At 33.9% G+C, this 23,941-nt stretch carries 22 protein-coding genes; 19 read left to right on the forward strand and 3 right to left on the reverse strand.

Annotated features, from left to right (window positions below; all coding sequences use genetic code 11):
- Positions 1-17 precede the first annotated feature (17 nt).
- Both N4A68_02425 and N4A68_02430 read left to right on the forward strand, forming a co-directional pair.
- Complete coding sequence (locus tag N4A68_02425; GenBank protein ID MCT4563172.1) at positions 18-1,376, forward strand: PFL family protein; 1,359 nt, start codon at positions 18-20, stop codon at positions 1,374-1,376.
- A 289-nt stretch (positions 1,377-1,665) separates the two neighbouring features.
- Positions 1,666-2,604: a cation diffusion facilitator family transporter gene (locus tag N4A68_02430; protein MCT4563173.1), complete on the forward strand. Its 939-nt coding sequence runs from the start codon at positions 1,666-1,668 to the stop codon at positions 2,602-2,604.
- Positions 2,605-2,871: 267 nt separating this feature from the next.
- Here the strand turns inward: N4A68_02430 and gdhA are convergent, their stop codons facing one another.
- Positions 2,872-4,236: an NADP-specific glutamate dehydrogenase gene (gene gdhA / locus N4A68_02435; protein ID MCT4563174.1), complete on the reverse strand. Its 1,365-nt coding sequence runs from the start codon at positions 4,234-4,236 to the stop codon at positions 2,872-2,874.
- Between the two features lie 329 nt (positions 4,237-4,565).
- Between gdhA and N4A68_02440 the strand changes: the two genes are divergently transcribed.
- The 9 genes from N4A68_02440 to N4A68_02480 all read left to right on the forward strand — a co-directional run bounded on the left by N4A68_02440 (position 4,566) and on the right by N4A68_02480 (position 12,134).
- On the forward strand, positions 4,566-5,069 hold the full coding sequence (locus N4A68_02440) for a hypothetical protein (GenBank protein MCT4563175.1): 504 nt from the start codon (positions 4,566-4,568) through the stop codon (positions 5,067-5,069).
- A gap of 440 nt (positions 5,070-5,509) precedes the next feature.
- Positions 5,510-5,833, forward strand: coding sequence for a PadR family transcriptional regulator (locus tag N4A68_02445; GenBank protein ID MCT4563176.1), 324 nt, complete (start codon positions 5,510-5,512; stop codon positions 5,831-5,833).
- Complete coding sequence (locus N4A68_02450; protein ID MCT4563177.1) at positions 5,826-7,217, forward strand: DUF2812 domain-containing protein; 1,392 nt, start codon at positions 5,826-5,828, stop codon at positions 7,215-7,217. The genes N4A68_02445 and N4A68_02450 overlap by 8 nt, the downstream gene beginning before the upstream one ends.
- A 361-nt stretch (positions 7,218-7,578) precedes the next feature.
- Positions 7,579-8,523: a transcriptional regulator gene (locus N4A68_02455; GenBank protein MCT4563178.1), complete on the forward strand. Its 945-nt coding sequence runs from the start codon at positions 7,579-7,581 to the stop codon at positions 8,521-8,523.
- Positions 8,524-8,656: 133 nt separating this feature from the next.
- Complete coding sequence (dhaL, locus tag N4A68_02460) at positions 8,657-9,292, forward strand: dihydroxyacetone kinase subunit DhaL (protein ID MCT4563179.1); 636 nt, start codon at positions 8,657-8,659, stop codon at positions 9,290-9,292.
- Positions 9,293-9,347: 55 nt separating this feature from the next.
- A complete protein-coding gene (locus N4A68_02465) occupies positions 9,348-10,346 on the forward strand; it encodes a dihydroxyacetone kinase subunit DhaK (protein MCT4563180.1) in 999 nt (332 codons plus the stop codon).
- 14 nt (positions 10,347-10,360) lie between these two features.
- Positions 10,361-11,242 (forward strand): 3-hydroxy-5-phosphonooxypentane-2,4-dione thiolase, encoded by an 882-nt coding sequence (gene lsrF, locus N4A68_02470; GenBank protein MCT4563181.1) that lies wholly within the window; start codon positions 10,361-10,363, stop codon positions 11,240-11,242.
- A 1-nt stretch (position 11,243) separates the two neighbouring features.
- Positions 11,244-11,780, forward strand: a complete 537-nt coding sequence (locus N4A68_02475; GenBank protein MCT4563182.1) for a DUF1097 domain-containing protein — start codon at positions 11,244-11,246, stop codon at positions 11,778-11,780.
- Between the two features lie 36 nt (positions 11,781-11,816).
- Positions 11,817-12,134: a hypothetical protein gene (locus N4A68_02480; GenBank protein ID MCT4563183.1), complete on the forward strand. Its 318-nt coding sequence runs from the start codon at positions 11,817-11,819 to the stop codon at positions 12,132-12,134.
- Positions 12,135-12,551: 417 nt separating this feature from the next.
- Here the strand turns inward: N4A68_02480 and N4A68_02485 are convergent, their stop codons facing one another.
- Positions 12,552-12,896, reverse strand: coding sequence for a hypothetical protein (locus N4A68_02485; GenBank protein ID MCT4563184.1), 345 nt, complete (start codon positions 12,894-12,896; stop codon positions 12,552-12,554).
- A complete protein-coding gene (locus N4A68_02490; protein ID MCT4563185.1) occupies positions 12,896-14,170 on the reverse strand; it encodes a DUF1576 domain-containing protein in 1,275 nt (424 codons plus the stop codon). Before N4A68_02490 ends, N4A68_02485 begins: the two co-directional genes overlap by 1 nt.
- Positions 14,171-14,524: 354 nt before the next feature.
- On the opposite strand from N4A68_02490, the gene N4A68_02495 reads away from it, so the two are divergent.
- From N4A68_02495 to N4A68_02530, 8 genes are all read left to right on the forward strand, one after another.
- Positions 14,525-14,875 carry a RidA family protein gene (locus N4A68_02495; protein ID MCT4563186.1) on the forward strand — a complete coding sequence of 117 codons (351 nt, stop codon included), beginning with the start codon at positions 14,525-14,527 and terminating at the stop codon, positions 14,873-14,875.
- Between the two features lie 16 nt (positions 14,876-14,891).
- Positions 14,892-15,869 (forward strand): MBL fold metallo-hydrolase, encoded by a 978-nt coding sequence (locus tag N4A68_02500; protein MCT4563187.1) that lies wholly within the window; start codon positions 14,892-14,894, stop codon positions 15,867-15,869.
- A 186-nt stretch (positions 15,870-16,055) separates the two neighbouring features.
- The gene (locus N4A68_02505; GenBank protein ID MCT4563188.1) at positions 16,056-17,144 is read left to right on the forward strand and encodes a Fe(3+) ABC transporter substrate-binding protein; all 1,089 of its coding nucleotides are present in this window, start codon (positions 16,056-16,058) and stop codon (positions 17,142-17,144) included.
- A 75-nt stretch (positions 17,145-17,219) separates the two neighbouring features.
- Entirely contained in the window at positions 17,220-18,863 is a 1,644-nt protein-coding gene (locus N4A68_02510) for an iron ABC transporter permease (GenBank protein ID MCT4563189.1), read from the forward strand.
- A complete protein-coding gene (locus tag N4A68_02515; GenBank protein ID MCT4563190.1) occupies positions 18,863-19,537 on the forward strand; it encodes an ABC transporter ATP-binding protein in 675 nt (224 codons plus the stop codon). The genes N4A68_02510 and N4A68_02515 overlap by 1 nt, the downstream gene beginning before the upstream one ends.
- A gap of 408 nt (positions 19,538-19,945) precedes the next feature.
- Complete coding sequence (locus tag N4A68_02520; protein ID MCT4563191.1) at positions 19,946-21,073, forward strand: TMEM165/GDT1 family protein; 1,128 nt, start codon at positions 19,946-19,948, stop codon at positions 21,071-21,073.
- 876 nt (positions 21,074-21,949) lie between these two features.
- Positions 21,950-23,230: an L-serine ammonia-lyase, iron-sulfur-dependent, subunit alpha gene (locus tag N4A68_02525; protein MCT4563192.1), complete on the forward strand. Its 1,281-nt coding sequence runs from the start codon at positions 21,950-21,952 to the stop codon at positions 23,228-23,230.
- A gap of 167 nt (positions 23,231-23,397) precedes the next feature.
- The gene (locus N4A68_02530; protein ID MCT4563193.1) at positions 23,398-23,898 is read left to right on the forward strand and encodes an L-2-amino-thiazoline-4-carboxylic acid hydrolase; all 501 of its coding nucleotides are present in this window, start codon (positions 23,398-23,400) and stop codon (positions 23,896-23,898) included.
- Positions 23,899-23,941: the final 43 nt, after the last annotated feature.

Here is a 23,941-nt window from a genome sequence, read left to right on the forward strand (position 1 = left end):
CCAGGAGATGAAATACTATGAGTAAGTTCAATAATATAATGGAAACCATAAAAATGATTGAGAAGGAAAAGCTTGATATCAGAACCATTACTATGGGAATATCACTATTAGATTGCTGCGATCCAGATGGGAAAAAGGCTAGAAGAAAAATATACGATAAAATAGTTAGATATGCCGAGAAATTAGTAGAGACTGGAGAAATCATTGAAACTAAATATGGTATACCCATAATAAATAAAAGAATATCTGTAACACCTATCTCCCTTATTGCAGGGGCAAGTAGTGATGATAACTATGTTGAGTTTGCAAAGACCCTTGATAAAGCTGCAAAGGCTGTAGGAGTTAATTTCATAGGAGGATTTTCAGCCCTTGTGCAAAAAGGCTATTCCAAGGGCGATAGGATACTGATAGATTCCATACCCCAGGCCCTTGCCGAGACGGAAAGAGTATGTTCTTCCGTAAATATTGGAGATACTAAATCGGGAATAAATATGGATGCCGTAAGGGATATGGGGGAAATAATTAAAAAAACTGCCTATTTGACCAGGAAAAATGATAGTATAGGCTGTGCAAAGCTCGTTGTTTTTGCCAATGCAGTGGAGGATAATCCCTTTATGGCGGGAGCGTTCCATGGAGTTGGGGAAGCTGAGTGCATAATAAATGTTGGAGTAAGTGGGCCAGGAGTAGTTAAGGCAGCCCTTGAGAAGGTAAGGGGTGAGAGCTTCGATGTTGTAGCTGATACTATAAAGAAAACTGCATTCAAGATAACCAGAGCCGGTCAATTGGTTGCCATGGAAGCTTCAAGGATGTTAAATGTCCCCTTTGGAATACTGGACTTATCCTTAGCACCCACGCCAGCTGTTGGAGATAGTGTTGCAAGGATATTGGAAGAAATGGGTATTGAAAGCTGTGGAGGGCATGGAACTACGGCAGCTTTAGCATTATTAAATGATGCAGTCAAAAAGGGAGGTATCATGGCATCATCCCATGTAGGGGGATTAAGCGGAGCATTTATTCCTGTAAGTGAAGATGAAGGTATGATTAATGCAGTGAAGGCTGGTTCTATCAATTTAGAAAAGCTAGAGGCCATGACATGTGTTTGCTCCGTTGGACTTGACATGATAGCAATTCCCGGGGATACACCAGAAACTACTATATCGGCAATTATAGCCGATGAAGCCGCCATAGGAGTTATAAATAAAAAGACCACTGCAGTAAGGTTAATACCCGTTCATGGGAAGGGACTAGGCGAAGAGGTAGTATTTGGAGGACTTTTAGGTACAGCGCCCATTATGGCTGTGAGTAAGTTTTCAAGTGCCGATTTTGTAATGAGAGGTGGCAGAATTCCAGCTCCCGTCCATAGCTTTAAGAACTAATAAATATAATTTTAGAAGATCATAAATATAGGTATATAGAGCCTGAAACAACACATAAAATGTCGTTTCAGGCTTTATATATTTTCACAATCCTTATGAAAAAGCTGAGCAATTGAACAATTATATATTTTTCAAATATAGGGGAACTTTAAATGCATTTCATTATTAATTGATAATATAAATCATAGAAATGAATTGATTTTCTACTCTTTTAATACATTGTAACAACAAAGCTAGCATAATAATATAATAATAGTGGGTAAATATCAATTGATAATGGGGTGGTGAGTTGAATAATATAAGTACCTTATCAGATGATGAAAGATATAGATTCGGAAATAAGATAACATGGATTACAGTTATAATTAATATCATCTTGGCAGTAGTAAAGGTTGGGGCAGGGATACTGTTTAATTCCACCGCGATATTAGCCGATGGAGTCCATACTATTTCCGATGTGGGAAGTTCTATTGGTATAATTTTAGGATTCTTTATTTCAAAGAAACCCGAGGATAAGGAGCATCAATATGGACACGAAAAAGCAGAATCCATAGCGGGTTTTGTATTGGCTATTTTTTTGACTGCTGTAGGAGTAAATATAGGATATTCAGCATTTAAAATAATCATAATAGGAAAAACAGAGGTCCCAGGTATTTTAGCGGCATGGATTGCTGGGGGCTCTATATTCGTAAAGGAAATACAATTTAGAATAGCGATGTACGGAGGAAAAAGAATAAATAGTAATGCCCTTATAGCAGATGCTTGGCATCATCGTTCCGATGCCCTATCTTCTATTGCTGCATTAGTAGGTATAATTGGAGCAAGGATGGGATATGTCTTTTTAGATCCTCTAGCGGCTTTGATAGTATCAGCGATAATCATAAAAATAGGAGTGGAGCTATTTATACAAGGATATAATGAGCTTATGGATATATCCATAGGGGAAGAAGCGTTACAGGATATAGTCAATAAAATACTTTGTCATAAAGAGATAATAAACATAAATAAAATTAGAACAAGAAAACATGGACCAAAGGTGTTTGTAGATATTAAGATATGCGTAGATCCCGGTATTACAATTTTAAAGGGGGATACTATATCCCATGAAGTAGAGGGGATAGTATATGATAACCTAGATAATGTGAAAGAAGTGTTGATATCCATAAGGCCCTGCAAAAATATAAAGAAGGGTCAATGTCTATCATGTGAAAACAATAGTTTTAAATAGAAAACACTTATAAATCTCCATTTTGATTTCTCAAATAGCCTATGTTTCTATGGGATTCGAGAAATCAAAATATAAAAGATTTATTGCGATTTCTATAATTTATATTATTTTATTTTTTCTGAGATGTCAATATTAATGTAGCAAATTGCATAATTACTTTCTACACAAATTTGGAATGGGAACAAATAAAAATAGGAATTCAAAATAATGTGAATTCCTATTTCTTGTAATTTATTTTTAGGAGAGAGGTTTTAATTCGGTTAATGCTTAGTAATTTCCCTGTGCATGCATAGCGTCGGCAACCTTTAAGAAACCAGCTATATTGGCACCTGCAACTAGATTATATCCGAATCCATAATCCTTGGCAGCTTTCATAGCATTATTATGAATATTACTCATTATTTGATGTAACTTATCGTCAACTTCTTCCTTAGTCCAGGATAATCTCATGCTGTTTTGAGACATTTCAAGGGCTGAAGTTGCAACTCCACCAGCATTCGCTGCTTTAGCTGGGCCTACTAAGACTCCGTTTTCTTGTAGATATTTTACGGCTTCATTTGTAGTAGGCATATTAGCACCTTCTACCACATATTTGATTTCATTAGCAACTATTTGTTTAGCATGTTCTAAATGAATATCATTTTGAGTAGCACATGGCATTATTATATCAACCTTTCTTCCCCATGGTTTTTCTCCAGGGAAGAATTCTACACCATACTTATCTGCATAATCTTGAACTTTATCTCTTCCAGAAGCTCTCATTTCCAGTAGATAATCTATTTTTTCTCCAGTTATTCCCTCTGGATCATATATATATCCATCGGGACCTGAAAGGGTAACTACTTTTCCGCCTAACTGTTCAACCTTTTGGCATGCTCCCCAGGCAACATTTCCAAAGCCTGATAAAGCTACTGTTTTTCCTTTTAATGTTTCTCCCTGATGATTTAGCATCTCTTGACAGAAATAAGTTACTCCAAATCCAGTAGCCTCTGGTCTAATTAAGCTGCCACCATAGGAAAGTCCTTTTCCCGTAAGAACCCCATTTTCAAATGAACCTTTTAGTCTTCTATATTGTCCATAAAGATATCCTATTTCTCTTCCACCGACACCAATGTCACCAGCTGGAACGTCTACATCTGGACCGATATGTCTATAAAGCTCTGTCATGAAGCTTTGACAGAATCTCATGATCTCAGCATCAGATTTTCCCCTGGCATCAAAGTCAGATCCACCTTTACCTCCGCCTATTGGAAGTCCAGTTAATGAGTTTTTAAATATTTGCTCAAATCCTAGGAATTTAATGATACCAATATAAACTGATGGATGGAATCTCAAACCACCTTTATATGGGCCAATAGCTCCATTGAATTGGATTCTCATTCCGCGGTTAACCTGAATATTACCATTATCATCAACCCAAGGTACTCTAAAAAGAATTTGTCTTTCCGGTTCAACCATTCTTTCAAGTAAATTCGCTTCTACATACTCCGGATGTTTTTCTAAAACAGGAGCCAAGGAAACCAATACTTCCTCAACCGCCTGTAAAAATTCTGGTTCACTAGCATTTCTGTTTTTTACTTTTTCTAATACCTCGTTGATGTAATCCCCAGCATTCATAGTTTTTTGTGTCATTGCAAGAAACCTCCTCTTTATAGATATTCTATATAATACCAAATTTGTCAAACATTCGACATCACTATTTTAGCAATCTGGGGTTAATATGTACAGTTATAAAATAAAGTTTTATGGGAATATAGATTTATCATATTAACTATTAATAATGATTGACCTATATAATTAAATGGGCTTTGATTATATAGGATGTAGAGGGAATTGCTAATTTATTTGGAATAAATGTTTGATAAATGAAAAAATGTTAATAATATATAAAAATGTTGATAACTGAATAAAAACAAGAAAAGTTTACATAATGAGTCTATATCATTAGGAAGGAAGTAAAAATGAATAGTATAACAAGAAAAAGAAGAGATAGAATAGCAAGGGGATTATGTCCTGAATGTGGAAATGTAAATAATACAGGTAAGTATACCTGTGATGAATGTAGGGAGAAAAGAAGGCAGCGGGATAGGGTAAGAAGAGAAAATAGAATTGAGCTGGGATTATGTCCCGTGTGTGGAATACCAAAAGCTACTGATAAATATTTATGTGAAAAATGTAATGGGAACAATATAAAATATATGCAAATTATGAGGGAAAAGAGAAGACAAGAAAATTTATGTATTTATTGTTCTAAGGAAATAGAGGCTGGTCAAACATATTGCGAAGAATGTAAAAGGAAAATCAGTGATTATAGTACAAAACGGAAGCGAGAAAAGGTTGCTAATAACCTATGTGGACGGTGTGGAAGGGAAAGGGATAGGGAGGGGTTTTATTGCAAAGAATGTGTGAAGATAGTAAATGCCAGAACCCGCCTAAGTAAACAAAAAAAGCAATTAATCAATTAGGATATTAAGCCATCTTACAATAATATGTGAGACGGCTTATTCTATTTTATATATTTTATCATAATATCATATATCTAATATTGATATATATCTAGTATTGACATATATCGAATATTGATATATTATTGAAATAATAGAGCAACTTGCATAATTACAATCCTCAAAAACTTACTACTACACATAGTCTTAAATGCCCTAGAGGCATACCGCATTTATTATGCAATTTAGCCAAGTTAGAATTATGCAATTTTCTTAATTGAGCAAATTGCATAATTACTTTCTGTAAAAACCATCTATTACATGTAGTTTTAAAATCCTTAAAGCTATACCATCAAATATGCTTATATCTTAAGTATTTAAATCAAGGATGATATTCGCATATGCAATTGTGCCAAGTAAGAGTTATGCAATTTCCTCAATTAATAAAATGGAGGGTTATTATGGCTAGAAAACAGCTAAAAACTTTGACCGAACCCATGTACTATATATTACTTAATTTAATTGAACCTATACATGGGTATGGGATCATGAAAAAAATAGAGGACTCAACTGATGGTAGGGTGAAGGTGGGGGCTGGAACACTGTACTCACTACTATCTAGATTTCTCAAGGAAGATATAGTTAGTATTGTATCGGTTAAGGATGGAAAAAAGACCTATTGCTTGACGGAAAAGGGTAAGAGTGTACTCCAAGACGAGTATGATAGACTAAAATTATTAGTTATTGATGGTAATATTGCATTAGGGGAGGGCTCACATGAGTAAAGACATCATAAAAAAACGACAATTTACTTCCGTAACAGATTATAAATCCTTAGAAGTCTATTTTGAAGAAATGGCAGCAAAGGGATACATGCTAGTGGAAGGGAAAAAGGGAAAATTCACCTTCGAAAAGTGTGAACCAAAGGACTTAGATTTCAATGTTAGCTTATTCTATCCACACACCATGTTTGATTATCCAGATGAAGAAAAATCAATGGATTTTAGGGAACTCTGTGAGAGTAGTGGATGGACATACTGTACGAGCAGCCAGATATATCAAATATTTTATAAGGACAAAAAAGCTGTTGCTACTCCCATACACACAGATAGTAGTGAAGAATATAAAATAATAAAGAACACTTTTATGAAAACTGAATTTATATCTATGATAATGATGCTTATTATTATAGGCACTTCACTAAATAGTGCCATAAGAATGACCTATGAAAGTCTTTTTAGCAATGCTATGCTGATTACGATTATAACGCCGGTTTTTTTAATATTAGCTGCTTTGTCAATATATTTACCTAAGCTTATATGGTTTATAAGAAACAATGCTAAAGCAAAAAAAGGTGAAGATTTGTACTTTGCTTCAGAAAAGATGGTTTTAATTAATACCATAATCACTTGGACTCTAATAGCTATATTCTTCATATCTATTATTTACTTTGGAAGTAATAGTTTGAGTAATGGGATGGTATTATTAATAGCCTCTATACCTACCATAATTTCTCTTATAATAGGTATATATTTCAGGAAGAAATTAAGAACTAAGAAAAGAACTAGGAATAAAAATATTATTTTATTTGTCATTACATTGGTATTAGCTATGGGTATTTCACTAGGCTTGACAATTTTCATGATGATATCAACGATTGGTAAATCCGATTTCGGTAATGATACCCTTCCAGACGATATATCTGTTTTAAGATTGTCGGATCTTGGAGTGGTTTCAGATGAGTTAGATATCGATGTATATAAGGATTCTAGTATTTTAGTACCATTTAGTATTGAGTATATGGAGGACCTGCCAGGTAAGCATAAACCAAATCAAGTAGATTATATTGAAACCCATTATATTAGATGTAGAAATAATAATATTAGTAATTATATATTTAAAGAATATGTAAAAGAAAAGCAGGAGAGATATCAAAGATACAAACAAGAGTACTTGGATGTAGGAGCAAAGGATGAGGCAGCCGAAATGGATAATCAAATAAGTGAGATAAATATTAAAGCGTGGAATGTGGAGCAGGGATACTTTTTGGATGATGAAAAGTCTACTGTAATAATAAAAAAAGGGGACATTATATATGTTTTAAGGGGAGATTTAGACTTTTCCAAGGAAGAGATTATCAGTATATGTAAAGAAAAATTAAATATATAGAACTAGATGAACCTATGGAGAGAGGAATAATTATAACTTCTTCTTTTCCATGGGTTTATCTAGTTCCCGTCGTGGGGGTAGCCATGAAAATCACTTTTTAATATATTGAAAACCTCATCCTGGATTATATTTGTGAAAGAAGTTTGACATTTGATATTACATGGGATAATATTAAGTAAAAAGTACAATTTTTATGTGGTTGGATAGGAATATAAGTATATTTATAGTTGTATATAGGGTTTTCATAGTATAACTTAACTTATACATATTAAAAATCCCCAGAAACAGCGGATGTTTTAATGCGTATAAATTAAGATTAACTTGGAATTCTCTATAGAAGTATTTTAATGGGAGGAAATCAATGATTACCGATGAGAGTGAAGTGCTAAGGCTAGTAGAGGTAGCACGGATGTATTATGAAGAAAATATGACCCAGGCTGAGATAGCTAGAAAGTTGGAGGTGTCGAGACCTCTTGTAAGTAAAATGCTTGGTAAGGCTAGGGAAATGGGTATAGTTCATATTGAGATAAAATCTCCATATATTAATAACAGCCTATTAATGGGACAGCTTAAAAATCTATTTAATCTAAGGGGTGGCATAATTGTACCTAGAGCCAATACAGAATATCTAACCCAGCAACTTATATTAAATCATGCATTTAATTATGTTAAGGATATTTTGCCCGATACTAAAACCCTAGGATTGGGGTGGGGGTATACTTTAGGGGAACTTATGGAAAAAATAGAGCAAAGTGAAATGTCCGCTAACTATCAAGGTCGGGTGTGTCCTTTGATTGGTAACTCATCTATACCAAATAGGGGGTACCATCCCAATGAGTTAACTAGAGTTTTTGCTGAGAAGTCAGGACTTAAGCCATATTATCTATATGCACCAGCTTTCCCTGCAACTTCTCAGGAAAGAGATTTATTTATTAATACTGATAACTATAGAGAAATAAATGAATTATGGGCAGAGCTAGATAATATAATCATTAGTATAGGCTCCTATCCATCAGTTCCCGATCAAGCAACGGCTTTAAGATTTGGAAAAGCTTTGACTACGAGGAAAGCTGTCGGGATGATTCTCTCATATTATTTTGATAAGGAAGGGAATATTATACAGGGTAAGAATGATTATGCAATACGTATTCCCATAGATAAAATTAGGGCTGTAAAGAGGGTCATCGGAATATGTTCTGGTAACAGCAGTATACAATCGGTATATGGAGCATTAAGGACTGGATATATTACACATTTGATTACAGATGAAAAAACTGCTATAGATTTAATAAAATTTAAAATGTAAAGTACTTTGCCATGGCAATAAAGCCATGGTTTTTTTATTGTCTCTAAAAGCTATATTTTACCAAAAAAGTATTTACATATGTAATAACAAATGTTATACTTAAATTACAAATGTTCGGGAGGTGATGTAGCATATGTTATATTTTTCAGATTGGGAAAGAATTCTGATGACTTCTGTCCGTTTGATAAAGGACAATTCTAAGATGTTGTCTGAGCTTGACTCCATAATAGGTGACGGTGATCATGGGATTACCATTGAAAGAATAGCAAATGTTATTGAGACATCGATTGAAACTTGGGATCATGACAAACTTGGTATCAAGGAAATGTTAGAGTCCCTTGGATGGAAAATCATGGATGTAAATGGAGGCTCAGCGGGACCACTGTGGGGAACAATGTTCATAGGACTATCCAATGGGCTTGAAAATGAAAAGGAAGTTGACGAAGATAGCCTGAAGAAAATGTTTAAATCTTCTTTAAAGGCTATGAAGGAAATATCCGATGCCCGAGTAGGGGATAAGACAATGATGGATGTTTTGATTCCTGTAGTGGAAACCATAAGGAACTCAGATGATGATATTCCTACCATGCTAAAGAAAGTAGCTAAGGTAGCAAATGAGGCGGCTAATGATACAGCAAAATATGCTGCAAAATTTGGAAGGGCTAAGAATTTAAAGGCAAAAAGTATTGGACATAAAGATCCTGGGGCAGTATCCTTATCTCTATTATTTATAGGCCTTGCTGAAGGTCTGGAATCTAATAATCCATAGTTTTAGCTTGTTATAACCAGTGTCATATTTTTAAATAATAAAGGGGGAGTTTCATATGAAAATGAAAAAATTCATTAACAATCCTGAGAATTTGACAAAAGAGCTTTTAGAAGGACTTACTTTATCTAATCCCGACATTATAGAATTGACAGATAGTAAGCTAGTTGTAAATAAGAAGTTAAAGGATGCAGACAGAGTAACAATTGTAACCCTAGGAGGAACTGGACATGAACCTGCTTTAAGTGGTTTTGTAGGAGAAGGTATGGTCGATATTTCAGTTCCAGGAGATATATTTGCGGCTCCGGGACCACAGGGATGTATTGAAGCTATTAAAATGGCAGATAAGGGCAAAGGGGTATTACTTGTTGTACTTAATCATGCAGGAGATATGTTGACAGGGAAACTAACCATGAAGGCGGCAGAAAAAGAAGGGCTTAATGTCAAAAAAGTTGTTACCCAGGAGGATATATCAAATGCACCTAGGGAAAGGGGAGAGGATAGAAGAGGATTAGTAGGTTGTGTACCACTTTATAAGATCGCAGGGGCAGCAGCTGCACAGGGTAAATCATTAGAAGAGGTTACTGCAATAGCTCAAAAATTTGCAGATAATAGTGCCACATTAGCTGTTGCGGCACGGGGAGCTACTCATCCTGCAACTGGAAGCGTTATCTCAACATTAGGGGAAGATGAAATAGAAATCGGTATGGGGCAGCATGGAGAAGGTGGTGGAGGCCATATCAAAATGAAAACTGCCGATGAAGTGGCTGTAATCATGGTAGAAGAGTTATTAAAGGATTTAGATATTAAGGTGGGAGAAAAGTTAATGGTCATCATCAATGGTACGGGAGCCACAACTCTCATGGAACAATTGATAGTTTATAGAAAATGCCATAAGTATTTAGAAGAAAAGGGAATAGAGGTTGTTGCTAGGGCCGTAGGAGAGCTTCTTACTGTTCAAGAAATGGCAGGTTTCCAAATGTTCATAGCAAGAATGGATGAGGAATTGTTGGGTTATTGGAATGCTCCTTGTAGGACTCCATACCTTACAAAATAGAAGGAGGAGAATTCATGGCGGATAAGGATGGAAATATCCTAGCGAAGGATTATGGTATAGGGATTCCAACCCCCAAGCAATATTTTCATGTTAAGGGGATGGATAATGTAGACTGGGGAATGAAAAGTCGTTTATCTAAGATATTTGATCCCAAAACAGGTAAGACTCTTATGTTAGCATTCGATCATGGATATATAATGGGTTCAACGGCGGGGCTTGAAAGATTAGATATATCTATTCCTCCTTTAGTGGAATATGCAGATGTATTGATGGCGACAAGGGGTGCCCTTAGGTCATCAATAAGGCCTGATTACAATAAGGCAATAGCATTGCGATGTACAGCTGGCAGCTCCGTAGCAAAGGAGGATATCAGCCATGAAGTTATAGGGGTTGATATTGAAGATGCTATCCGAATGAATGCAACCTGTATGGCTACTCAAGTATTTATAGGGGCTTCCGGAGAATGTGAGACCATAAACAATCTTGTTAAGACGATAGATATGGGAAATAGATATGGAATACCTGTTCTAGGGGTAGTAGCAGTTGGTAAAGAAATGGAGCGTACGACCAAATATTTTCTTTTAGCTACTAGAATAATAGCAGAGCTTGGAGCCCATATTATAAAAACATATTATTGTGAGGACTTTGAGAAAATTACTGCTGCTTGTCCCGTACCAATCGTTATAGCGGGAGGTAAAAAGGTTCCAGAGAAAAAAGCATTAGAAATCGCCTACAGAGCTATTCAAGAAGGGGCAGCTGGAGTGGACATGGGAAGGAATGTTTTTCAAGCCGAAAGCCCAAAGGCAATGATAAGATCAATAAGAAGTATTGTACATGAGGGGTATGACGCAAAGCAAGCCTTTGAATTATATAATTCATTAAAAAGAGGTGAATAATTTGAATTTTAAAAAGTTTATCATTATACCCATTATAATAGCTACACTTGCATTTACTATACAGATTGTTGACCAACTACTTAGCCCGCTTATGCCTCCAGCAGGGAATTTTGGCTTTGGATGGATTGCCTTTCAGGCTTGGGCCATGTATTTCCTAGCGGGGTGTGACATCAAGGGAGGAATCAAGACTTTTCTAGGGTATGGAAGTGGAATAATTGCATCTATTTTAATTATGGAGTTTGGGGCTGCGTTTATGGGTATTGGATTCCTTAGCTTCCCACTAGCTGTATTTTTAGTAGTTATCCCAGTTATTTGTTTGGAAAGGATTCCGTGGCTTGACTTTGTGCCAGCTGTTTTCGTTGGATCTGGAGTATTCTTTGGATTTATGTCCTATATATCAGCTGCAACATATCAAGGAGCGGCCTTTACGGAACTGGTATACTGTGCAATAGGATTATTTTATGGATATATGACGGTAACTCTAAGGGGAGCATATGAAGCATCGGTTAATAGCGATGAAATTAGTGAAACTAACTAGGGCAGGTAATGTTTATAAATAAGGGGGAGATTTTTTATGGCTGAATTTATGCATGTTGGAGTACCAACAAAAAATAAGCAGTCCAATGAAACCTATTTAGACGATTTGAAGGTATACATAACAGATCCAGAGGAACATGAGCTTAAATTTGAATATCTTCGTTATGAAAAGGATTCGCCGCTACCTGAAATTATGCAAAATAATCCTCATGTTGCCTTTAAAGTAGATAGTATAGATGAAATGGCAAAGGATGCTGAGATAATTGTTGATCCCTTTGATGCCGACGAAAAAACTAAGATTGCTTTTATTGTTAAGGACGGTGTAATATTTGAATTGATGGAAGAAAAGAAATAAATCCCAAACAGCTTAGGGCATATTGAAACAATAAACTAGTCATATTATTCGTACTTTTAATTCCTTTCGTAGTTATTTAATCACTTATATCCAGGAAGTATGTGGGCAATTGAGGCACAGAAAATAATCAAAATTACTTTGTAACTTAACTTATTTATTTTTCTCATATGAGCAAATTGCATAATTACTTCCTACAAAAAACATCTACTATATATAGTTTAAAAATCTCCAAAGGTATACCACATATATTATGCAATTCTGCCAAATTACAGTTATGGAATTTCCTCATATGTCTAAAAGCCAGCTTTCATTTCAGAAAAGCTGGCTTTAAACTGTTCATAACCCATTTTAAATACCCCATACCTGTACAATAGAACTTTCAACCAATAGTGTATCCCCAGAGATATGCATTCCCTATTAGTTCTTATATCTAATCAAGGTAACTTCTATTTCGTCATCGTTATAGTCGATCTTTGCTTCATCGGTCATCATGCCTACTAAAGTGAGTTCTGTATCAACATCAGAGTCTCCTGCTAATTCCCAGAAATATTCCTCCATTTCCTCTTGTTTAGCACATTTTAAATATTTAATTAACTTATCAAATTTTCTTTGATCCTTAGATGAATAATTACATTTTAGGGATATTTTATAGCATTCCTTTTCATCCTTTAGGTTAATATTAATGTCAGTTGCTCCCATGGAAAAAAAATAGGTAATTAATTCATCTACTATTTTTGCAATTCTTTTTTTATCATGCTTCACTAGAAATCATCCTTTCTAAAAGCTTGAATTATAGGTACTAAAATTGCAGCAACAATACCCGCAGCGAATCCGTTATTATAAAGATTTAATCCACCGTGCAATACTCCCACATTAAGTACAACAGACGAATGTATAAAGGCTGCAATTACACCGTATTGCCATCCAAATTCTCCTGCAATTGGAGCTAAAGCTGTTCCGAATAATGCTGCTAATAATATTGCAGGATCATTTATATTCCATACCTTTGTCAAAGATCCTAGGAATACACCTAAAAATATGGGAAGTATGTTTTTAGGATGCTTACCAAAGGCACCAAAGCCTACTACTGTAAAAATACCTCCAATTGTAGGGCCATTTAAATCGCCATTCACTAAAAGGATATAGGATGTTGCAATAAAGCCATTTATGCCCATGTTGATAAGTGTTGGAGCAAAGCCTTCCAATAAAACAAAATCCGCTACAAGTCTACCGGAATAACCAGTTATGCTTGTTATTTTAGCAAACGACCTTTCATTTAGACAATACCCTAAAATTATCATTGAAGAAAACATCAAAAATAAATATATGCTCAGTAATGTATTGTTACCAGTACTCCATATAAATCTTGGATTTGGTAAAAAACCATAGGATTTAAAAATCGACACAAAAACTGTTCCTATCATCCCCGAAGCGAATCCTATGTTATACAGATTAAAGCCTTGGTGAACTCTTAGCAAATAAGTAGAAAGTGGTGGAAGAATAAAACCTATGATTATTCCTGTAGCTGCACCTAATGGAATACTAATAATCTTATTTAAGCTAGTACTAAACATTATTTCAGTGACCATCGGAGCCATGGCTGTACCAAATAAAGCTATATAAATATATTTGGAAAACTTATTTTTTTGTATCTTTGCGTATAAGTATACTCCTATAACAATAAACCATACATTCAAAAGATTTTTTCCAAAAAGACCAAAACCGGCAATCAAAAATAAAGAGGCGATAGAAGCACCATTAATATTTAATTTTAGCCTATAAAGTATAAAAAGAAACAATAGGGTCAAAAGGCCGCCGTTGATAAAAGCTGCTCCTATCCCCCCGACACCTATATAGTCAGTAATAAGAGTATCGGGTTGGGTGAGAATTTTATATAACCCGTTTAGTATTTCTTTAGGATTATCTGATAATAGCCCAAATATAATTAAAGAAAGGGCATAGGCGGCAATTATTAGATACTTCATATTATGTTTAGCTATATTTTCTGCTCCGGAATCTTTCTTAAATGATACCATATAAAACCTCCTTCTGAATTAATTTCTGATATAGAGATTTCAGTTACGACCTTAATTTATACATATTAAAAATCCTGGAAGCATACTATGTTTCCATATTTATACATTAAGATTTAGCTTAAACTCTCTATACCTAAAGTCTATTTAATTTTAGTATAAACATTCAATAAATGCCAAAGGAAAATGAAGGAATGTGTAGAAGTGCCTATAAATAGATACAGGTGATTGACTTCAATTTTTTTATATTATACCCACTCTTTATTTATTATCTTCAATTATTTGAAATATTTATTTAGATTTAATATAATTGATGTGGTTGCAAAAACCAATAAATTGAAAAGAGGTTAGTATATTATGGAAATAAAGAGATTTGAAGGTACAGGGAGAATGAGCCGTGCAGTAGTACACAATGGAACAATTTATTTATGTGGGCAGACCTGTGGGGAGAAGGATAAGGATATCAAGGAACAAACTAAGGTTGTCCTTAAAAAAATTGAAGATTTACTTGATAAATATGGATCTGACAAAAGACATATTCTTTCAACAACAATTTATATAAAAGATATGTCCTTATTTCAAGATATGAATGAAGTTTGGGATGCTTGGGTTGAAAATGGATTTGAACCAGCTAGAGCCTGTGTTGAAGCAAAAATGGCTAGGGAAGAAATTTTAGTTGAAATGTCTGTTGTAGCAGCGGTTAAATAATGATTTGGGGGAGAAAATGATTAAAAAAATTTATCATAACATTTATAGTAATGAAATACCCCTTCCAAACAATCCTCTAAGGGCTATTAATAGTTATATAATATTGTCGGAGGATAGAAATTTGATTATTGATACGGGGTTTAATAGAGACGAATGTAGAGAAGCTTTATTTAATGGGATTAAGGAACTGGACATTGATTTAAATAAAACCGATCTCCTTGTTACACATTTACATTCAGACCACTCTGGTCTTGCGGCCGCCTTAAATAAAGAAGGTGTTAAAATATATGCTGGAAAGATAGACGGTGGTATGATTAATAGGATGACTGAGGTAGAATATTGGGAAAAATTTAAGGCATATGGAGAAATGTTTGGTCTTATGAAGGACAATATGACCTTTGATGATCATCCCGGTTATAGGTACTGTCCTAAAGAACCCATTGAATTTACTCCCTTAGAAGAAGGAGATACAATACATATTGGAGAATATTCCTTTGAGATAATTGATATACCAGGCCATACTCCAGGACATATTGGGCGTTATGAGAAAAAACATAAAATATTTTTCTGTGGTGACCATATTTTAAATAAAATAACTCCCAATATTGCATTTTGGGGCTTTCAATATGGTGATATATTATCCGTATATTTTGACAGCTTAAGAAAAGTATATGAGTATGATATAGACCACCTTTTTTCAGCCCATAGAAGTATTGTTGAAGACCATAAAAAGAGAATTGACGAGCTTCTTGAGCATCATGAAAAACGTCTCGATGAGATTATAGAAATTATTAAAGATGATAAAAAGACAGTTAGAGATATTGCGGCGGATATGCATTGGGATCTAAGATATGACTGCTGGGAGGACTTCCCTAATCCCCAAAAATGGTTTGCATCGGGAGAAGCCATGTCCCATTTAGAGCATTTGGTTGCTATAGGTAGGGCAAAAAGAACAGAAGAAAAGGGCATTCTATACTATTGCTTTAATAAGTAAGTAAAAGCGTAACAAGATATATTCTTTGTTACGCTTTTATTATGATTTTATGCGGTAATATTTGGTAATTGGTAATTTCTATTGACGTGATAAACGTTATCAACTATACTGACGATAGTGAAAGTCGTTATCAATTTGCCGGTGATTTAATTCGATAACAAATATCATCTAAGGAGGCTGCATAATATGAAAAGCAAGTTAATGAAAATTTCTTTAAGTTTAATGTTGGTTTTATCTTTGGTGATTCTTGCAGGATGTCAGACATCTCAAGATACTCAAGAGAAAATACAAGAAGTAAAGGAAAATCAAGCAGAGGCCAAAGCTCAAATTGTAAATCTTTATACTGATAGACATTACGATACTGATGAAGAGTTATATAAAATGTTTACAGAGGAAACTGGTATAAAAGTGAATGTAGTAAAGGGTAAATCAGATGAGTTGATTGAAAGACTGGCAAGAGAAGCTGCAGATACTGAGGCAGACCTTTTAATAGCCGCCGATGCAGGTAGACTATTTAGAGCAAAAGAAAAAGAACTATTGCAGTCTGTAGGAAATGAAACTTTATTAAATAATATACCTGAGAATTTAAGAGATGAAGATAATCAGTGGTTCGGACTTACTGTAAGGGGAAGAGTTATAGTATATTCAAAGGATAGAGTTGACCCATCTGAGCTTTCAACCTATGAGGATCTAACAAGTAACAAGTGGAAAGGAAAAATATTAGTAAGAGCATCATCTAATATATACAATCAATCGCTTTTGGCATCCTTAATAGCTATAGATGGAGAAGAAAAGGCTAAAGAATGGGCAAAGGGATTAGTTGAGAACATGGCTAGAGATCCAGAGGGTAACGATAGAGCGCAAGCAAAAGCTGTTGTTGCAGGTGAAGGTGATTTAGCAATAATGAACACATATTATATAGGAAAAATGCTTAATTCATCGGACGCTGAGGAAGTGAAGGTAGCTGAAAAGGTAGGAGTATTTTTCCCAAATCAAGACACTACTGGAACACATATAAATGTAAGTGGTATAGGACTTACAAGGCATGCTAAGAATAGTGAAAATGCACTTAGACTAATGGAATTCTTATCAAGTGAAAAAGCTCAAAAGCAATTTGCAGAGGCTAATTATGAATATCCCGTAAATACAAAAGTTGAGCCATCTGAATTACTCAAGTCTTGGGGAGAGTTTAAGACACAAGATATTAACTTATCTAAACTAGGTGAATTCAATAAAAGAGCAGTTGAAATATTTAATGAAATTGGTTGGAAATAGTTTATAAATAGCAGCCTTAGGTGGCTGCTATTTAGCAGTGCCTTCAAACTTTTTGAAGTGAATGAGGTGTAAAAGTTGATCAGGACGAAATATATAAAGCATAGTATAAATATTTGGTCTATTTTAAGTTTCATATTTATATGCTTGATTATATTACCCAATATAAATATACTGTTAAATTTACTGAATAAGCCTAATGAAAATTGGGCTCATATAAAAACTTATCTTTTAAAGGATTATGTGATAAATTCCATTATATTAGTTGTTTTTACAGGAATATTTACTACTATTATTGGGACGGGTTTGTCATGGATAATTTCAGCCTATGATTTTCCTGGAAGAAGATTTTTAAGATGGGGTCTAGTATTACCTTTAGCAATACCACCATATATAGCTGCTTACACATATAATGGGATATTAGATTATACTGGAGTTATACAAACAACGCTGAGAAATGAGTTCGGTATTAAGCTAAGTCAAAAATATTTTGATATTATGTCTATGGAAGGCAGTATATTTATATTTACAATGCTCCTATTTCCATATGTATATATTATTACAAAATCTTTTTTAGAAAAACAGTCTGCTGCGTTAATAGAGAATGCTAGACTCCTAGGAAGAAGTCAACTTGAGATATTCTTACATGTTGTATTGCCCATATCTAGATCTGCTATTATCGGTGGAGTTAGTTTGGTAATACTAGAAGTATTAAATGATTATGGAGTTGTAAAATATTTCGGAATTACTACCTTTAGTACAGCCATATTTAAAACATGGTTTGGAATGGGAGATGTAGATTCTGCTATTAGATTATCAGCTATTCTATTATCTATGGTTTTTACAATTTTGATAATAGAAAAACTGATGAGAGGAAGAAAAAAATATAGCTTTACTAATACAAAATTTAGACCGATTGTGAGAAAAAAACTAGAAGGAACAAAGGGAATATTGGCATTTCTATTTTGTTTTACAGTTTTTAGTTTAGGATTCTTAATTCCCACATTACAACTAACTGATTGGAGTATAATGACATATAAGAAGATACTAGATATAGAGTTTTGGAGTTTTACATTTAGTTCAATTTCTGTAGCATTATTATCTGCTATTCTAATTACTATAATAGGAACTATAATTGCCAATTATTGTAGAATGAACGATAACTTCCTTTCTAAAATTTACTCTAGAAGTACTACCGTTGGCTATTCTATACCCGGTGCAGTAATAGCAATAGCTGTCATAGTATTTTTTATAGCCTTGGATAATAAATTTTTTTGGCTATATAGGCTAATGGATAAGGGATCGGGGAAGCTTGTATTGAGTACAAGTATTACAATGCTTATTTTTGCCTATATTATAAGATTTCTAGCCATAGGATTTAATTCAATAGAATCAGGATTTGAAAAGGTTGGAAGGAAATTTTCAGAGGCATCTAGAACGCTGGGGATGGGTATGACAGAAACTTTTTTAAAGGTTGATTTTAAGATGATAAAGCCTGCTATATTAAGTGGATTTATTTTAGTTTTTGTAGATATATTAAAGGAACTTCCTTTGACTTTGATTTTAAGACCCTTTAACTTCAATACATTAGCAACTAAATCCTTCGAATATGCTAATGATGAAATGATTCATGAAGCTTCAGTTTCTTCACTTCTTATTATAATTGTAAGTATTATTTCTATATATATATTTAATAAGGCTTCGGATAAGGAGGCATCCTAATGTATGTTGAGATAAAAGAATTAAATTTCAAATATAAAAATGCTAAGGAAAAAACCTTAAAGGATTTTACCGTGAATATAGAAAAAGGAGAAGTAGTCTCTATTTTAGGTGAAAGTGGAAGTGGGAAGAGTACTGTCCTAAGGTTGATATCAGGACTTGAAGTTCCAAGCAGTGGTACAATTAAAATAAATGGTAGGGTTATAATAGATGATAAAGAATTTATTCCTCCTGAGAAAAGAGGTGTAGGTATGGTTTTTCAGGATTATGCGTTATTCCCTCATATGACCGTTAAGCAAAATATACAATTTGGACTTAAAGGTATGAATAAAAAAGAGAAAGACAATAGATCAGATGAAGTTTTAGGCTTAGTAAATTTAAAAGGATTTGAAAAAAGATACCCCTATGAATTAAGTGGAGGTCAACAGCAAAGGGTGGCATTAGCAAGAGCTTTAGCACCTAAACCTTCTATACTGCTTTTGGATGAACCCTTTAGCAACCTAGATGCAGATTTGCAAATAAAAATTAGAAGAGAGCTTAAAAAAATAATTAAGCAGGCAAGCATAACATCGATTTTTGTTACACATGACAAGGAAGATTCGAAGGCTATTGCTGATAAAATAGTAATTTTAAAAGAAGGAAAAATAGTTAGAATAGGAGAAGTAGATATATTATAATGTTGTTAATTTGAACAAGAAACTATAAAAAATATTGTGATTGTTAAATGGATATGATATATTATATATTGATAAGCTAAAAGGGAGTAACTGTGTAAATATATAGAGTTCATATAGCAAAACTTAATTTATATATATCAAAATACTCGATGCTGTGGGAGTTTTTAATGTGAATAAATTAATAGTTTTACTTGAATCTCTGTGTATGCACGAATAAAGTCAACATACTGGTGAAAAAACCTGGCTTTATTCACTTTAGAGAATCTAATGGAGTGAGACTTTTAGCTTAGTAAAGTTATCTGAGAAATTACTTAAATGTATTATGTAATTTCCTCATTTGTTTTAAATAACTTTGCTAAGCTATAGGTTTCACTCCTTTATTTTTATGTAAAAAGGAGGAAGAACTTTATGACAGAAATTCTAAAATCCCTATTTATAATCTTCGTGGCTGAGATGGGAGATAAAACTCAGATTTTAGCCTTGGCCTTTGCTACACAATTTGGAGTAAAGGAAGTATTGTTAGGAGTGTTTACGGGATCTTTGCTTAATCATGGACTAGCTGTTATTTTAGGTGCCTACTTATCTAGTATAGTGCCCTTAGAGACTATTCAGATAATAGCTGGATTTTCATTTCTTGGTTTTGCCCTATGGACACTTAGGAGCAATGAAGTAGAGGATGAGGAAGAGACGAGCAATAGGTTTGGGCCAATACTTACAGTTGCCACAGCCTTTTTTATTGGAGAATTAGGGGATAAAACCCAACTTGCAGCAATTACTCTATCCGTGGATGCTATCAATCCATCTTTTGTCTTAATGGGGACCGTTACGGGTATGGTTTTGACTAGCGGAGTGGGAATATTTGTAGGAAGCAAGATAGGTAACAGAATACCTGAATTTGCAATCAAAATCTTATCGGCATCAATATTTATGTTTTTTGGTCTAACTAAGCTTTATGCCATGATTCCACGACAGTATCTAACAAGCTGGAACATGATTATATCTCTAATAATATTGGGTTCTATTGTCTGTTCCATGATTAGGTCATTATTAATCACAAAAAAAACTGGGGATAATACTGCATTGCAGGAAGCTGCAATAACACTTTATAACTATGCCCAAGAAATAAAGGGAAGTGTTGATGATATTTGTTTAGGGGAAGGAAATTGTTTAAAGTGTAAGGGTGAGAAGTGCATTATAGGTTATACTAAGGCAATGCTTTATAAAAGTAGTGTAGACGATGATTACCTACCTAAGGAGATGATTAATGATTTTTCTGATAGTATTAATAAAAGATTTGATGAGGATAAAGTTATTAATGGACTAGCTATAATATTAAGGTGTTTAGAAAATGAATATATAGAAAAAGAAAATCAAAAGGTTGTCATACATCAATGTAGACGACTTATGGAAAGGATATTATTCAAGGTGGAATTTGAATATGATAATAAAGAAAAATATTTTCAATTGTTACTACATAAAGACAAAGTGATGGCCAAAAAAGTGATGAATAGCATAGATAATAACTTATCCCAATGATATTAGGGCCATGAAAAAATAAGCAAGTCAGATTTCGAAGTGATAATGAAGTAACGACGAAAAGAATTAAAAAGAGGCGTAAAAGAATTAGTTTGTTTTCAGATGTGCTTTAACAATTGAGAGAATTTCATATGGGAATATCATCCTTGATTTAATTGCTTAAGATATAAGCATATTTGATGGTGTAGCTTTAAGAATTTTAAAACTACATGTATAGATATTCCAGTTAAACAGTTAATTTATACACATCAAAAATCCCTAAAAACATCGGATATTTTGAGATGTATAAATTAAGTTTAACTTTAGGAAATCTATAGTATAGGGATTTTAGTATAGACTTTAACTTATACAAGTCCAAAATGCCCAGGAACATCGCATATTTGTCCATGTATAAGTTAAGTTATACTATAAAACCCTATATATATGGTTTTTATAGAAGATAATTATGCAATTTGCTTTATTAAACAAAGCCCCATGAAGCTGTAAATAGCTTTATGGGGCTTTGTTTTTATGAATATACAAATTATATAAAAAAATTTTTATAGTGACAAAAATAAAAAAATTCAAAATAATTATACAAATTAAAACAAAATGTGATATAATGATACACGACGAAACAAATGTGTCGAAAATGAAACAAAAATCGAAAATGTATACGAAAATGATACAAAACATGAATTTTATTCCATTGGAAATTTATAAGTAGATGTTGGGAATTTAAATTCCAATGTTTTTAGCCTGCTAGAAAACGTTATCATCCAATGTTAGTTAGTTCAATTCCTTAATATTTTTTCTAGTGAAGATATATAGGGATTAAAGCAAATAGAACCAAGGAGACTAATTGTATCAAAATGATACAAAATGGAGGAATGAAAGGTGAGTATAGATAAAGATAAATGCAAAGCGTATATTGATATCCTTAAAGAAGAACTTTTACCCGCGACTGGATGTACTGAACCCATCGCAATTGCATATGCTGCCGCGAAGGCCCATGAGGTGCTTGGATATTTTCCACAGAAGTTAATAGTTAGGTGTAGTGGAAACATAATAAAGAATGCAAAGTCTGTAACAGTGCCTAACACCGGAAATCTGAAGGGGATTAAGGCTGCGGCCTTAGCAGGGGCAGTAGGTGGTGATGCATCAAGAGAGATGCAGGTACTTGAAGCTATTAAACCATTAGATATTGAAAAAGTTAAGGAGTTAATGGGCACAGATTTATGTGATGTTGAAATAATTGAAAATGATGCCAACCTCCATATTATAGTAAAGGCTATTTACGAAGAGCATGAGGCTGTGGTTGAAATCATTCATACCCACACAAATATTTCAAAAATCGAGAAGAATGGTCAAGTAATATTTGAAAAAGATTGTGAACGAGATAATTTCAATGCACCACTATCCGATAGGAGCATTTTGAATGTAAAGGATATATATGAATTTGCAAACACCGTAGATATTGAAGACCTACAAGGGCTTTTAGATAGGCAGATTGAGTATAACTTCAATATAGCAATGGAAGGACTAAACAGTGATTACGGTGCCAAGGTTGGAAAGATACTTTTGAAGTTCTATGGGGATGATGTATTTACTAAAATAAGAGCTTACACATCAGCAGGGTCAGATGCAAGAATGAGTGGCTGTAGTATGCCAGTAGTTACTAACTCGGGAAGTGGTAACCAAGGTATGACAACCTCCCTTCCCATTATAATTTATGCACAGGAAAAAGGGTTTAAAAAAGAAAAGATGTATCGTGCATTAATTTTAGCCAATTTGATATCAATTCATCAAAAAACTGGTATTGGTAGATTATCAGCATACTGTGGGGCTGTAAGTGCAGCCTGTGGTAGTGGTACAGGAATTACTTATCTTGAAGATGGGAGCCTAGACCAGATAGAGAAAACCATAACTAATACTTTGGCGAATGTTTCAGGAATTGTATGTGATGGAGCAAAGGCCTCATGTGCTGCCAAAATAGCATCTAGTCTCGATGCTGCCATCATGGCACATTTCTTAGCAATGAGTGATATTGCCTTTGATGTAGACTCTGGAATAGTAAAGGAAACAGTAGAAGATACCATTTCCGCTGTAGGAAGACTCGGCCGTGATGGAATGAGGGAAACCGATATTGAAGTATTAAAAATTATGTTGAACCAGTGATGCTTAAAGCCTACCTAATTCTACATATGGCTGAGAAAGGAGGAGCAAATTTATTTTATAAATAGGCTACCTAGGTTAATTATAAAGAATCTATATAAAATTAGATGACAGGTAGGATTTAGGGATATATAAAAACAATAACTGAAAAAATTAGGGGGAATCTAGAAATGAAAGAGATCAAAAATGAAGCAAAACTTATAGACAATGAAAAAATCAATAAAATTAGGGCAGCAATTGAACACAGAGCAACATGGATGGGTTTAATGTTTCTTGAAATGGAAGCAGCGGGCTGTGACGCAGAAAAAATAACAAGAGCAGCAATTAAAAAGACTGGCTTAATCCATGGGGCAAGAATGAAGGAAAACTGTAAGAATCCAGAGGATATAAGAGCTTTTAAAGAAGTATTTATATGTGAAGATACTATGAGAAACTTCGAAATGGATGTTCAAACATTGGAAGAAAAGGAACTATATATAGAATTCCACTACTGTGCATTAGTGGAGGCTTGGCTAAAGCTAGGTATTGACCAAGAAAAAATTAGTTTATTATGTGACATAGCTATGGATGGTGACAGAGGTATTGCAGAGGCTATGGGCTATGAATTTGAACTTGGAGATACAATTGCTGAAGGCTGTAAAACATGTAATATTAGATTCTGTAACAAGTAGGGCATATTCAAAATTACTTCGTAACCTGACTTATTTATTTTCT

Origin of the sequence: Maledivibacter sp. (genome assembly GCA_025210375.1) — a bacterium.
Classification (GTDB): Bacteria; Bacillota; Clostridia; order Peptostreptococcales; family Caminicellaceae; genus JAOASB01.